The sequence below is a fragment of the Pseudomonas sp. S31 genome, assembly GCF_016648105.1.
Classification (GTDB): Bacteria; Pseudomonadota; Gammaproteobacteria; order Pseudomonadales; family Pseudomonadaceae; genus Aquipseudomonas.
Map to the genome: position 1 here is coordinate 1 of NZ_JACVVE010000028.1, position 13,842 is coordinate 13,842.

At 66.3% G+C, this 13,842-nt stretch carries 12 protein-coding genes; 8 read left to right on the forward strand and 4 right to left on the reverse strand.

Going from position 1 to position 13,842, the window contains the following annotated elements; translation table 11 throughout:
* Positions 1–109: 109 nt before the first annotated feature.
* Both aguA and IAE37_RS19530 read right to left on the reverse strand, forming a co-directional pair.
* The gene (gene aguA, locus IAE37_RS19525) at positions 110–1,216 is read right to left on the reverse strand and encodes an agmatine deiminase (protein WP_201176135.1); all 1,107 of its coding nucleotides are present in this window, start codon (positions 1,214–1,216) and stop codon (positions 110–112) included.
* A 212-nt stretch (positions 1,217–1,428) separates the two neighbouring features.
* On the reverse strand, positions 1,429–4,329 hold the full coding sequence (locus IAE37_RS19530; protein WP_201176136.1) for an aminotransferase: 2,901 nt from the start codon (positions 4,327–4,329) through the stop codon (positions 1,429–1,431).
* Between the two features lie 173 nt (positions 4,330–4,502).
* Here IAE37_RS19530 and rfbB point away from each other — a divergent pair, with 173 nt between their 5' ends.
* From rfbB to IAE37_RS19565, 7 genes are read left to right on the forward strand one after another with little or no spacing between them, the layout of a single operon-like run.
* Entirely contained in the window at positions 4,503–5,585 is a 1,083-nt protein-coding gene (gene rfbB, locus IAE37_RS19535) for a dTDP-glucose 4,6-dehydratase (RefSeq protein WP_201176137.1), read from the forward strand.
* The gene (rfbA, locus tag IAE37_RS19540; protein ID WP_201176139.1) at positions 5,582–6,457 is read left to right on the forward strand and encodes a glucose-1-phosphate thymidylyltransferase RfbA; all 876 of its coding nucleotides are present in this window, start codon (positions 5,582–5,584) and stop codon (positions 6,455–6,457) included. The genes rfbB and rfbA overlap by 4 nt, the downstream gene beginning before the upstream one ends.
* Positions 6,454–6,999: a dTDP-4-dehydrorhamnose 3,5-epimerase gene (rfbC, locus tag IAE37_RS19545; protein ID WP_201176141.1), complete on the forward strand. Its 546-nt coding sequence runs from the start codon at positions 6,454–6,456 to the stop codon at positions 6,997–6,999. The genes rfbA and rfbC overlap by 4 nt, the downstream gene beginning before the upstream one ends.
* On the forward strand, positions 6,996–7,856 hold the full coding sequence (gene rfbD, locus IAE37_RS19550; RefSeq protein ID WP_201176143.1) for a dTDP-4-dehydrorhamnose reductase: 861 nt from the start codon (positions 6,996–6,998) through the stop codon (positions 7,854–7,856). Before rfbC ends, rfbD begins: the two co-directional genes overlap by 4 nt.
* 39 nt (positions 7,857–7,895) lie before the next feature.
* The gene (locus IAE37_RS19555; protein WP_201176145.1) at positions 7,896–9,710 is read left to right on the forward strand and encodes a sensor histidine kinase; all 1,815 of its coding nucleotides are present in this window, start codon (positions 7,896–7,898) and stop codon (positions 9,708–9,710) included.
* On the forward strand, positions 9,707–11,116 hold the full coding sequence (locus IAE37_RS19560) for a sigma-54-dependent transcriptional regulator (protein ID WP_201176146.1): 1,410 nt from the start codon (positions 9,707–9,709) through the stop codon (positions 11,114–11,116). The genes IAE37_RS19555 and IAE37_RS19560 overlap by 4 nt, the downstream gene beginning before the upstream one ends.
* Complete coding sequence (locus IAE37_RS19565; RefSeq protein WP_201176147.1) at positions 11,113–11,568, forward strand: thioesterase domain-containing protein; 456 nt, start codon at positions 11,113–11,115, stop codon at positions 11,566–11,568. The genes IAE37_RS19560 and IAE37_RS19565 overlap by 4 nt, the downstream gene beginning before the upstream one ends.
* A gap of 138 nt (positions 11,569–11,706) precedes the next feature.
* Here the strand turns inward: IAE37_RS19565 and cysQ are convergent, their stop codons facing one another.
* Together cysQ and nudE are read right to left on the reverse strand one after the other, a co-directional pair.
* Complete coding sequence (gene cysQ / locus IAE37_RS19570; protein ID WP_201176148.1) at positions 11,707–12,525, reverse strand: 3'(2'),5'-bisphosphate nucleotidase CysQ; 819 nt, start codon at positions 12,523–12,525, stop codon at positions 11,707–11,709.
* Entirely contained in the window at positions 12,522–13,088 is a 567-nt protein-coding gene (gene nudE, locus IAE37_RS19575; protein WP_201176149.1) for an ADP compounds hydrolase NudE, read from the reverse strand. The genes cysQ and nudE overlap by 4 nt, the downstream gene beginning before the upstream one ends.
* 64 nt (positions 13,089–13,152) lie before the next feature.
* On the opposite strand from nudE, the gene yrfG reads away from it, so the two are divergent.
* Positions 13,153–13,815 carry a GMP/IMP nucleotidase gene (gene yrfG, locus IAE37_RS19580; RefSeq protein WP_201176150.1) on the forward strand — a complete coding sequence of 221 codons (663 nt, stop codon included), beginning with the start codon at positions 13,153–13,155 and terminating at the stop codon, positions 13,813–13,815.
* Positions 13,816–13,842: the final 27 nt, after the last annotated feature.

Genomic DNA, 13,842 nt, shown 5'->3' on the forward strand with positions numbered 1-13,842 from the left:
TTGTTTTTTTGTTCTCAAAAATACTTCGCGGGGGCCGCTTTGCGGCCCCGGCATTCTCAAATGAACAGCATCACGTCCCCAGACGGGCCTGTGCGCCCCAGGGTAGCGGTCAGCGCTTGACCGGTGCCGGTTGCTGTTGGGTCAGGCAGTGAATGTTGCCGCCACCGAGCAACAATTCACGGCCCGGGATCATCACCACCTCATGGTTGGGGAAGACCTTGCCCAGGATCGCTCTGGCCTCGGCATCCGCCGGGTCATCGAAGCTCGGCGCGATGATGCCGCCGTTGACGATCAGGAAGTTCACATACGAGCCGGCCAGGCGCACCGATGGGTCGCGCTCCTGACTGCCCTGCACCTGGTCGACCCCGGCGCACTCGTCTTCGGTGGCGTACAGCGGGCCAGGGATGGGCATCTTGTGCACGACGAATTCGCGGCCCTTGGCATCGCGGGTGTTCTTCAGCACCTCATAGGCAGCGTGGCAACGTGCATAGTTGGGGTCGTTGGAATCATCGGTCCAGGCCAGTAAAACTTCGCCCGGCGCGACGTAACAGCAGAAGTTGTCGACGTGGCCGTCGGTCTCGTCGTTGTACAGGCCGTCCGGCAGCCAGACGATGGTGTCGACCGCCAGGTGGTCACGCAGGATGGCCTCGATCTGCTCACGGTCCAGGTGCGGGTTGCGATTGCGATTGAGCAGGCACTCTTCGGTGGTGATCAACGTGCCCTCGCCGTCGACGTGGATCGAACCGCCTTCGAGCACGAAGCCCTCGGTGTGATAACGCTGGCAGCGCTCCATTTCCAGCACCTTGGCGGCCAGTTCCTCGTCACGGTTCCACGGCGCGTACAGGCCGCCGTCGAAGCCCCCCCAAGCGTTGAAGCCCCAGTCCACCCCGCGTACTTCACCGTGGTCGTTGATGACGAAGGTCGGGCCGGTGTCGCGTACCCAGGCGTCGTCGTTGCTGATCTCGACCACGCGGATATTGGGCAGGTCGAGCTGGCGCCGGGCGTTTTCGTATTGAGCGGCGGAAACCGCCACGGTCACCGGCTCGAAGCGGGCGATGGCCTTGGCCAGGGTCAGGTGGGCGGCCTGGGCCGGCTTGCCGCCCAGGCGCCAATTGTCCGAGCGCTCCGGCCAGACCATCCAGACCTGGCTTTGCGCTGCCCACTCGGCAGGCATGTGGAAGCCGTCGGCACGGGGAGTGGAGTTGAGGGTTTTCATCGATAAACCTCTGCGAAGGCCCGGTGTCGATCCACACCAGGTCGTTGGTCAATTGGATAGCAGCGCAGTGCGTCAGTTCTGCCGGCGCGCCAGCACCTCAGGATAGCCTCTTTATATCCGATATATATCGATATTTGAAGCAGACCCATTAGACCTTTACGCATAAAAAAGCCACACAAACCGATAACAATCGGCATATGTAGCCAGGGTCGTTAGAAATCTTCCGACAGGATGCGGTCAACGCTATCGACGAAGTAATCCACGCTGGCCCGGGTGGTGCACATCGGCGGCTTGATCTTGAGGATGTTCAAGTAGTCCCCCGTCGGCTGCATGAAGATGCCCAGGTCGCGCAGGCGATCGCACAGTTGCTGGGTCTCTTGGGTGGCCGGCTCCAGGGTCTGGCGATCGCGCACCAGTTCCAGCCCCAGGTAGAACCCCGAGCCATGGGCGGCACCGGCAAGCGGATGTTTATCGACCAGCGCCTGCAGCCGCGCCTTGAAGTAGCCGCCGGTTTCCCGCGTGTTCTGCCACAGCCCCTCTTCCTGCATGACATCGAGCACGGCCATGCCGATCCGGCAGCTCACCGGGCTGCCCCCGGCCGAAGAGAAGAAATAGCCCTCGGCCTCCAGCGCCTCGGCGATCTCGCGGCGGGTGATCACCGCGCCCAGAGGCTGGCCGTTGCCCATGCCCTTGGCCATGGTGATGATGTCGGGCACCACGCCTTGCTCCTCGAAACCCCAGAAGTGCTCGCCGAGGCGCCCATATCCCACTTGCACCTCATCGGCGATGCATACGCCACCCCGGGCTCGGACCTGGGCGTAGGCCTCGCGCAGGTAGCCGGCCGGCAGCGAGATGCCGCCGGCGTTGCCATACACCGGCTCGCAGATCATGCCCGCCAGCTGGCGGCCGCGCGCATCGAGGTCGGCGAGCTTGGCCTGGACGTCGCGCAGGTAGTCGGCGGCGCTGTCGGCGCCACGGTAACGGCCACGGAAGGTATTCGGCGCCTCCACCGGGTGCACCCAGTCCGGCCGCGTTTCCAGGGCCTGCGGGTTGTCGGCGATCGACGTGGAAATGGCGTCGGTGGCCACCGACCAGCCATGGTAGGCCTCGAGCACGCTGAGCAGGTCACGCCCGCCGCTGTAGGCCCAGGCCAGGCGGATGGCCAGGTCGTTGGCCTCGGTACCGCTGTTGACCAGGAACACCCGGTCGAAACCCGGCGGTGCCAGGGCCAGCAGGCGCTCGGAAAACTCGGCGACGGCCGCGTAGTGGAAGCGCGAGTTGGTGTTGAGCAGCGACCATTGCCGCGCCGATTCGGCCGCCATGCGTGGGTGACCGTGGCCGAGCACCGCGACGTTGTTGAGCATGTCGAGGTACGAGCGCCCCTGCATGTCGATCAGGTAGTTGCGCCAGCCGCGCTCGATGTGCGGCGGCTGGGCATAGTAGTGCTTCTGCGAACGGGCGAAGCTGGCATCGCGGCGGGCCAGCAAGGCTACCGGGTCCGGCAGCGGCTCGGCGTCGCACTCGAAGCCCAGCAGTGCGCTCGGCGACGGGCACAGGGCCAGCCAGGCCGCGGCGTGGGAAGGCTTGGCGAACAGCGGTGGCTGCAGCTGGGGCGCTCGGCACAGCTGCACCCCGAGCATGGCCGAGGTGCTGCCCAGTGCCTGGCCCCGGGCAATTGCCGCGCCGTCTTGCGGGGCCTGCTCCAGGCCGCTCAGCCACAGGCTCCAGTGTGCGCCGCGCAAGCAGCCGCGCCCTGCGCCAGCCTGCGCCCAGATGCCGTCCTGCGGCGCCTGTACGGCCGTACCGGGTTGTACGTGCAGCTCCACGCCAAGGGCACAGGTGGCCGGCTCGTCCGGGCGGTCGACATGGGTTTGCGAAAGGCGGTATTGGCCATGCAGGGTGCACGCCGGCACTGGCTGCGCCGCCAGCAGACGCTGGTCGATGCCGGGTTGCTCCCAGTTGCCGGCCTCGAAGTGCGGGCTGAACACGCCCAGATCGAGTCGCGCCGGCGCCTGGCCGGCCATCGTCGGCAGCAACGGCAGGCAGCCGTGGAAATCAGGAGTCTCGGCGTCGAAGCCGGCAGCCTGGAGGATGGCCGCTTCCATCAACGCGCATGGCGCTGCCATGGCCGTATCGAAGATCTCCCACTCATGGGCGATGTTATCGAGGATGTACTGGTTGCCCGGCTCCACCGTCAGTTGCTGCTCGCTGCTGAGCACCAGCACTGCGGCCCGGTTCAGCACCAACGGCCACAAGGCGCGCAGTTCGACCTCGATCAGCGGGTTGCAGGCGTGGTAGGCGGTCACGGCCGGAAGGATGCGCAGGGGGTCGCCTTCGGCGTGATGCAGCAGCGCCGCGCAGGTCACCGACAGGTCGGCGATGCGCCAGGTGCGCAGCAGGTCGCCGAAGTCGATCACGCCCTGCAGCTGCCACTGGCGATCGCTATCGCGGGCCCACACGGCGTTGTCATCGGTGATGTCCAGGTGCACGGCCTGGCTCGGCAACTGCGCCGCCAGCGGCGCCAGGCGCTCGGCCGCCAGCCGGGTCGCCTGCTCGATACGGGCGCGCTTGGGCGCATCCTGCAGGCTGGGGAGCAGATGGGCGATCAGCGCCTGGGCATGCTGGGGATCCCACTGCAAGGTCCGCGCAAGGCCTGGATGGTCGAAGCCGGCCAGGGCCTTGTCGACCCGGGCGCACAGCTCGCCGAGTTCGGCCATCAGGCGTGTCGGCATGTGCTTGAGACGGGTCAGCGACTGGCCGTCGATGTAATCGAGCAAACGCACCCGCAGGGGCTGGCCCTCGACGTCCACGGCCAGCAGCGCCTGGCCGTCGCGCGCACTGCGCACCGCCGGCACCGGCAGGCCCTGCCCACGCAGGTAGGCCAGCGCCGCGTGCTGCGCCTCGAGTTCGACCTGGGCGTAACTGGCGTGGCAGACCTTGAGCACGAAGCGGCCCTGGTCGCTGTCGAGCCTGAAATTGAGGTCCTGCTGGCTACCCAGCGCCTGCAGACTGCCCGCCAGATCATAATGCGCCCGCAGCAGGGCATGCGCCTGGGCTTCGCTGAGCGAAGGACTGGGCTGGCTGGAACGCTGGATCAGGGTGCGGAGCGGCATGAACAGGGAACCTCGGTTTTTTCCGCCTATATCGCCATTTGCCTGGCCAATAAACAAGTAGGCGTTGGTGCAAAGTGTCGGACGCATGGTGCAAGCGGCACTTGCCTCGGGCGGGCACAGTCGACAAGCTAGGCGGGTTCGGAACAACCTCACTTAGCCAAAGGCAATTGCACATGCGCATTCTCGTCACCGGCGGAGCCGGTTTCATCGGCTCGGCCCTCATACGTCACCTGATCGAGCACACGGAACATGAAGTGCTCAATCTCGACAAACTGACCTACGCGGGCAACCTCGAGTCGCTGCAACGCATTGCCGGCAACAGCCGCTACGAATTCGTCCAGGCCGACATCGCCGACCAGGCCACGGTCTCGGCACTGCTCGAACGCTTCCAGCCCGATGCGATCATGCACTTGGCCGCCGAGTCCCATGTCGACCGCTCCATCGATGGCCCGGCAGCGTTCATCCAGACCAACATCGTCGGCACCTACGCCCTGCTCGAAGCCACCCGCGCCTGGTGGAGCCGCCTGCCGGTGGACAAGCGCCAGGCCTTCCGCTTCCACCATATCTCCACCGACGAAGTGTATGGCGACCTGCACGGCGTCGACGACCTGTTCACCGAGACCACGCCCTACGCACCGAGCTCGCCGTACTCGGCCAGCAAGGCGGCGTCCGACCACCTGGTCCGCGCCTGGCAGCGTACCTATGGCCTGCCGGTGTTGCTGACCAACTGCTCGAACAACTATGGCCCGTTCCACTTCCCGGAAAAACTCATTCCGCTGGTCATCCTCAACGCCCTGGCCGGCAAGCCTCTGCCGGTGTACGGCAATGGCCTGCAGGTGCGCGACTGGCTGTTCGTCGAAGACCACGCCCGGGCGCTGCTCAAGGTGGTCAGCGAGGGCGTGGTCGGCGAAACCTACAACATCGGCGGCCACAACGAGCAGAAGAACATCGACGTGGTACGCGGTATCTGTGCGCTGCTCGAGGAGCTCGCGCCCGAGCGTCCGGCCGGTGTGGCAAACTATGCCGACCTGATCACCTTCGTCCAGGACCGCCCCGGCCACGACCTGCGCTACGCCATCGATGCGGGCAAGATCGAGCGCGAGCTGGGTTGGACTCCTGAAGAAACCTTCGAGACCGGTCTGCGCAAGACCGTGCAGTGGTACCTCGACAACCTCGAATGGTGCAGGCACGTCCAGGATGGCAGCTACCAAGGCGAACGGCTGGGCAACACCGACTTCAAGGATCTGATTGCATGACAAAAGGTATCGTCCTGGCGGGCGGCTCCGGCACCCGCCTGCACCCCATCACCCTCGGCGTGTCCAAGCAGCTGCTGCCGATCTACGACAAGCCGATGATCTACTACCCGATCTCGGTGCTGATGCTTGCCGGCATCCGTGACATCCTGCTGATCTCCACCCCCCAGGACCTGCCGCAGTACCGCCAGCTGTTCGGCGACGGCAGCCAGTTCGGCATCAATCTCAGCTACGCCGAGCAGCCCTCTCCCGATGGCCTGGCCCAGGCGTTCCTGATCGGCGAGGAATTCATCGGCAACGACCCGGTGTGCCTGATCCTCGGCGACAACATTTTCCACGGCCAAGGGTTCAGCGAGCAGTTGCTGCGTGCTGTCAACCACCCTTCCGGAGCCACGGTGTTCGGCTACTGGGTCAAGGACCCAGAGCGCTTCGGCGTGGTCGAGTTCGACGAGCAGGGCACGGCCCTGTCGATCGAGGAAAAGCCGCTCGAACCGAAGTCCAGCTACGCCGTCACCGGCCTGTATTTCTACGACAACGACGTGGTGAAGATCGCCAAGGGCATCAAGCCATCGCCACGCGGCGAACTGGAGATCACCGACGTCAACAATGCCTACCTGCAACGCGGTGACCTGCGCGTCGAACGCTTCGGCCGTGGTTTCGCCTGGCTCGACACCGGCACCCACGACAGCCTGCTGGAAGCCTCGCAGTATGTGCAGACCATCGAGCACCGCCAGGGCCTGAAAGTGGCCTGCCTGGAAGAAATCGCCTTCCAGAAAGGCTGGATCTGCCGCGAGCAACTGCTGACCAAGGCCGAAGAACTGAAGAAGACCGGCTACGGCCAGTACCTCCACACCCTGGCGAAAGAGCACGCATGAACATCATCAAGACCGCTATCCCCGATGTGATGATCATCGAACCCAAGGTGTTCGGCGACAGCCGCGGCTTCTTCCTCGAAAGCTTCAACGCCCGCGCCTTCGCCGAGCAGACCGGCGTCGACGTGGCGTTCGTCCAGGACAACCATTCGCGCTCGCAGAAAGGCGTACTACGTGGCCTGCACTATCAGCTGCAGAACGCCCAGGGCAAGCTGGTGCGGGTGGTGCAAGGCGAAGTCCTAGACGTGGCCGTGGACATCCGCAAGCGCTCGCCGACCTTCGGCCAGTGGGTCGCCGTGCGCCTGTCCGCCGACAATCACCGCCAGCTGTGGGTACCGGCAGGCTTTGCCCATGGCTTCGTGGTACTGAGCGAGTCGGCCGAGTTCCTGTACAAGACCACCGACTATTACAACCCCGCCGCCGAACGCTGCATCCGTTGGGACGACCCGACCCTGGCGATCGACTGGGAGCTGGCCGAGCCGCCGCAACTGTCGGCCAAGGACCAAGCCGGCGTGCTGTTCAAGGACGCGGAGCTGTTCCCATGAAAATCCTCGTCTGTGGCCGCAATGGCCAGGTGGCCCAGGCCCTGCAGGCCGAACTGGCCGGCCTTGGCGAACTGCACCTGCTTGGCCGCGAACAGCTCGACCTGGCCCAGCCCGAGGCCCTGCGTGAACCGCTGCGGGCGCTGGCTCCCGACCTGATCGTCAATGCCGCCGCGCATACCGCCGTGGACCAGGCCGAGAGCGAACCGGAGCTGGCTTTCGCGATCAACGCCGAAGGCCCGCGGGTGCTGGCCGAAGAGGCCGCTCGCCTGGGCGTGCCGCTGATCCACTACTCCACCGACTACGTGTTCGACGGCGACAAGCCCGCGCCCTACACCGAAGACGACGCGCCAAATCCGTTGGGCGTGTACGGCCGCAGCAAGCTGGTGGGCGAGCAGGCCATCGCTGCGGTGGCGGGCCAGCACCTGATCTTGCGCACCAGCTGGGTGTATTCCCTACATGGGCGCAACTTCCTGCTGACCATGCAGCGGCTGCTGCAGGAAAAACCCGAACTGCGCGTCGTCAGCGACCAGATCGGCGCGCCGACCTGGGCCAGCACCATCGCCGCCAGCACCCGTGCACTGATCGAGCGCTGGCAAGCCGGCCAGGCCGGCGCCTGGGGCACCTACCACCTCACCGCCCAGGGCGAAACGTCGTGGTTCGGTTTCGCCCAGGCCATCGGCGAGCAGCTCAAGGCCCGTGGCCTGCCCTGCGCCGAACTGCTGCCGATCCCATCCAGCGACTACCCGACCCCTGCGCGGCGGCCGTTCAACTCACGGCTGGACTGCTCGCGCCTGGCCCGTGAATGGCAGGTCAGCCAACCACACTGGCAGCAGGCGCTGATCGACTGCCTGAAGTAGCGCATAATTGCGCCAGACCCTTCTGGCGCATTCCACCCGATGATTGCAAAGCCCACGCCTCCCCGTCGCCCACGCTGGCGCAGCCTTGCCCTCCTGGCCCTGTGCCTGGCCCCCTTGCTCTGGCCGGTGCACCACCTGGCCGAACGCTATTACCAGGACCAGTTGGCCTCGCAGAACCGCCAGACCCTCGACCTGTACGTAGCCAACCTGCTCGGCACCCTGCACCGTTACGAAACCCTGCCACAGATCCTCGGGGACCTGCCGGCGCTGCGTGGCGTGCTGGCCGACCCGTTCCGCCTCGAGGCGGTGACCAATGCCAACCGCCTGCTCAAGGACATCGCCCAGCAGACCGGTGCCGAGGTGATGTACCTGATGGATGTCAGCGGCAACACCCTGGCCGCTTCCAATTGGGATAAACACGACAGTTTCGTCGGCCGCAACTTCGCCTTCCGGCCCTATTTCAACGAAGCCATGGCCGGTCGCCTGGGCCGCTTCTTCGGCCAGGGCACCACCTCGGCCAAACGCGGCTACTTCTTCGCCGCGGCGGTGCGCGACCGCGAGCGAGTGATCGGCGTGCTGGTGGTCAAGGTCGACCTCGACCATACCGAAACCCTCTGGGGCCGCACGCCCGAGCAACTGCTGCTGACCGATCACAACGGCGTGGTCATCCTCACTTCGCGGCCGGAGTGGCGCTTCCGTGCCACCCGCCCACTGACCGAGGCAGAGCGCCAGGCGATCATCGCCATCCAGCCCTACCCGACCCAGGCGCCACAGCCGCTGCAGCTCAACCGCGAAGCCTGGATCTCGCAGAGCCGCGACATCAAGGAAACCGGCTGGCAGGTGAGCATCCTGGCGCCGCGCATGCTGGTCGACCGCTCGGTGCAGACCGTGATGGCCATCGGCGGTGCCACGCTGCTGGTGCTGATGCTGCTGGCCGGCCTGCTGATGCAGCGGCGCCGCCACTATATCGACCGCATCGATTTCGAAGCCAGGGGCCGCCAGGAGCTGGAAAAACGCGTGGCTGCCCGTACCGCCGATCTCGAAGGCCTCAATACTCGCCTGAAAAGCGCCGTGCTCGAACGCGAAAACGCTCAGCAAGAGCTGGTGCGGGCTCAGGACGAACTGGTCCAGGCTGGCAAGCTGTCGGTGCTGGGCACCATGTCGGCGAGCATCAGCCATGAACTCAACCAGCCCCTGGCGGCGATCCGCAGCTATGCCGAGAACGCCGAGATCCTGCTCGACCACCAGCGTACCGAGGACGTGCGCGGCAACCTCAAGCTGATCGGCGAGCTGACCGGGCGCATGGCCTCGATCATCGCCCACCTGCGCGCCTTCGCCCGCCGCGATCGCCATGCTCCGGAGAGCGTGGCGCTGCAACCGGCACTGGACGACGCGCTGGCGCTGCTGGCCAAGCGCCGGCGGGCGATGGCCGTCGAACTGATCCGCGACCTGCCCGAGGCCACCCTGTGGGTGCAGGCCGGCGAGACCCGCCTGCGTCAGGTGCTCGGCAACCTGCTGGCCAATGCCCTCGACGCCCTGACCGAGAAAGCCAACCCGCGCAGGCTCTGGCTGAGTGCCGAACGGCGCGAAGACGACGTCTACCTGTACATCCGTGACAACGGCCCGGGGTTCAGCCGCCAGGCGCTGGAACATGCCAAGGAGCCGTTCTTCACCACCAAGACGCGGACCCAGGGCCTGGGCCTGGGCCTGGCCATCTGCGAAAGCCTGATGCTGGCCCTGGGCGGCGAACTGCTGCTCGGCAACCACCCGGAAGGCGGCGCCTTGCTCACCCTGCGCCTGCGCGTGGCCAAGCCCGGGGCCAACCTGCAATCTTCGGAGGACACGTCGGCATGACGACCGCGACAACGATCGACAGCCAGGCCCAGGTGATCCTGGTCGACGACGACCCGCACCTGCGCCAGGCCCTGAGCCAGACGTTGGACCTCGCCGGGCTCAAGGTGGTCAGCCTGGCCGACGCCCAGGGCCTGGCCGAGCGCATCGAGCCAGACTGGCCTGGGGTGGTGGTCAGCGATATCCGCATGCCGGGCATCGACGGCCTGCAACTGCTCGAGCAACTGCACGGACGCGACAACGAGCTGCCCGTGCTGCTGATCACCGGCCATGGCGATGTGCCGCTGGCGGTACAAGCCATGCGCGCGGGTGCCTATGACTTTCTGGAAAAACCTTTCGCCAGCGATGCGCTGCTCGACAGCGTGCGCCGCGCTCTGGCCCTGCGTCGACTGGTACTGGACAACCGCAGCCTGCGCCTGGCCCTGAGCGACCGCCAGCAACTGGCCACGCGCCTGGTCGGTCACTCGCCGGCCATGCAACGCCTGCGCGAACAGATCGGTGCCCTGGCCGGGACCCGCGCCGACGTGCTGATCCTCGGCGAGACCGGTGCCGGCAAGGAAGTGGTGGCGCGCGCGCTGCACGACCTGTCCAGCCGCCGCGACGGCCCGTTCGTCGCCATCAATGCCGGGGCCCTGGCCGAGTCGGTGGTCGAAAGCGAACTGTTCGGGCACGAGCCGGGAGCCTTCACGGGTGCGCAGAAGCGCCGCATCGGCAAGTTCGAGTTCGCCAACGGTGGCACGCTGTTCCTCGACGAGATCGAGAGCATGAGCCTGGACGTGCAGGTGAAGCTGTTGCGTCTGCTGCAGGAACGGGTGGTCGAGCGCCTGGGCGGCAACCAGCTGATCCCGCTGGACATCCGCATCATCGCCGCGACCAAGGAAGACCTGCGCCAGGCCGCCGACCAAGGGCGTTTCCGCGCCGACCTCTACTACCGCCTCAATGTCGCACCACTGCGTATCCCGGCGCTGCGCGAGCGCGGCGACGACATCCTGGTGCTGTTCCAGCACTTCGCCGATGCCGCCAGCGAGCGCCACGGGCTGGCGCCCCACACCCTGCAGCCAGGCCATCGGGCCATCCTGCTGCGCCATGAATGGCCAGGCAACGTGCGCGAGCTGCAGAACGCCGCCGAACGTTTCGCCCTGGGCCTGGAACTGGCCCTCGACGGCCAGCCAGCGCCAGCGGCAGCCACCGCGACGCCGGTCGTTGCCGGCAACCTCAGCGAGCAGGTCGAGCAGTTCGAGCGCTCGCTGATCGCCGCCGAGCTGGCCCGGCCACACGGCTCCATGCGCAGCCTGGCCGAAGCCCTCGGCATTCCACGCAAGACCCTGCACGACAAGCTGCGCAAGCATGGCCTCAACTTCGAAGGCGGCAGCAGCGCGCACGACGACCACGAGGACAACCGCCCATGACCACCGACAGCCAGTACCTGCAAGCGGTACTGCACAGCGCCATTCCCCTGACCCGCGAGATGGGCCTGGAGGTCATCGACTGGCAGGCCCACTGCCTGCGCCTGCAGTTGCCGCTGGCGGCCAACGTCAACCACAAGAGCACCATGTTCGGCGGCAGCCTGTACTGCGCCGCAGTGCTCGTGGGTTGGGGCTGGCTGCACCTGCGCCTGCGCGAGCTGGGCATCGACGACGGGCATATCGTCATCCAGGAAGGCCAGATCAACTATCCGCTGCCGGTGACCGGCACTGCGGTCGCCCGCTGCGCGGCGCCGGACGAGAAGACCTGGGAGCGTTTCCTGACGATGTATCAGCGCCGCGGCCGGGCGCGGCTGACGCTGCAGACCACGGTCAGCAACGCCGGCAGCGACGAGCCCGCCGTGACCTTCGGCGGGCAGTACGTGCTGCATCGCTGATACCTCACACGCCCCCTGTAGGAGCGGCCTTGTGCCGCGATGGACTGCGTAGCGGCCCCAGTTCCGGCAGATGGCTGAGAGCCTGGGGCTGCTACGCAGCCCATCGCGGCACAAGGCCGCTCCTACAGGGGGGGCGCTTCAGATCAAGCTCAGGAAGGCCTGGCGCCATGCAGCGTTTGCGGGCATCGCCAGGAAATACGGATTGAGTAGCGATTCGCGTGCCGGGTAGCGGAACGGCTGGCCATCGACCCCGATCACCTCACCCCCAGCCCCTTCCAGCACCCCCTGCGCCGCAGCCGTATCCCACTGCGAGGTCGGTGCCAGGCGCGGATAGCAGTCAGCGCTGCCTTCGGCCAGCAGGCAGAACTTCAGCGAGCTGCCGATATTGGCCAGTTCCAGGTCCCCCACCTGCGCCCCAAGCCCCGCCAACAAGGCCTCTTGCTCGGGGCTGGAATGGCGACGGCTGGCAACCACGGTGAAGCGGCCATCGACCGGTGGCGCATTGCGGACCTCGATGGCCTCGGCCTGACCATCGGCTTCGGCACGCCAGGCGCCCAGATCACGACCACCGAAATAGGCGCGCCCGTTGGTCGGCATGGTCACCACGCCGAACACCACCTCGCCGTGCTCGATCAGCGCGATGTTGACGGTGAACTCTTCGCTGCCGGCGATGAACTCCTTGGTTCCGTCCAACGGGTCGACCAGCCACCAGCGCTGCCAGCCCTGGCGCTCGGCCAGCGGGATATTGCAGTCTTCCTCCGACAACACCGGGATCTGCGGCGCCAGGGCGCGCAGGCCATCGGCAATGACCTGGTGCGCGGCCAGGTCGGCGGCGGTCACCGGTGAATCGTCGGCCTTGTTCTGCACGGCAACGCCTGCGCGCCAGAACGGCAGGATCGCCTCGCCGGCCGCAAGGGCCAGCTTGACCACTTCATGCATCAATTGCTGGTCGCTCATGCCTCGAACAGCCCCCGCTGGATCAGCAGGTCACGGGCCAGGTACAACGCCGCCAGGGCACGCCCCTCGGTGAACTGCGGATGCATGGCCAAGGCCGACAATTCGCGCAGGTTGACCTTGTCGACCCGCATCGGCTCCGGCTCGTCGCCTTCCAGGCGCTCTTCGTACAGGTCGCTGGCCAGCACCACCTGGATCTTCTGGCTCATGTAACCCGGCGACAGCGACAGCTCGGTCAGGTGTTCCAGCTGGCGCGCGCCAAAGCCGGCTTCTTCCTTGAGTTCGCGCTCGGCCGCCGCCAGCACGTCCTCACCCGGCTCGATCAGGCCCTTGGGCAACGACAACTCGTATTCGTCGGTACCGCCGCAGTACTCCTCCACCAGCACCGCATGCTCGGCATCGAGCATGGCCACGATCATCACGGCGCCGTAACCGTTGCCGCGGCCGACCAGACGCTCGTAGGTGCGTTCGTTGCCGTTGCTGAAGCGCAATTGCACGGCCTCGACGCGGAACAGGCGGCTGCTGGCGACGATTTCGCGGCTGAGGACGGTGGGTTTCTGGCGCATGAGACGGCTCCTTGGCGTGAACGGGTTACTATACCGTGGCTTGCCGACTGATCGAGAGTTTCCCATGCCTGTTCTTCCCTGGTCCGCCATCGATACCGTCCTGCTGGACATGGACGGCACCCTGCTCGACCTGCACTACGACAACCGTTTCTGGCTCGATCACCTGCCGCAACGCTACGCCGACCTGCATGGCGTCAGCCGGGCGATGGCCGAGCTCGAGCTGCAGCCGCTGTTCGAGCGCAACGCCGGTACCCTGAACTGGTACTGCCTGGACTTCTGGAGCCGCGAACTGAACCTGCCGATCCGTGAGCTCAAGCGCGAGATCGCCGACCTGATCGCCCTTCGCCCGGATGCCGACACCTTCCTCGCGGCCATCCGCCAGGCCGGCAAGCGCGTGGTGATGATCACCAACGCCCACCGCGACTCGCTGTCGCTGAAGCTGGAGCGGGTGGAGCTGGCGCCCTATTTCGAGCGGCTGATCAGCTCGCACGATTACGGGTTTCCAAAGGAAAATCCGCAGTTCTGGGACGCCTTGCAGGCGGATATCGGGTTCGAACCGGAACGCAGCCTGTTCATTGACGACACGCTGGCGATCCTGCGCAGTGCGCGGCGCTTCGGTGTGGGGCATCTGCTGGCGGTGCGCCAGCCAGACAGCCGGGGGCAGCCGCGCGATACCGAGGAGTTTGCGGCGGTCGAGGATTACCGGGAATTGTTGCTGGGCCTTTAGGGCCTCTTCGCGGGTGAACCCGCTCCT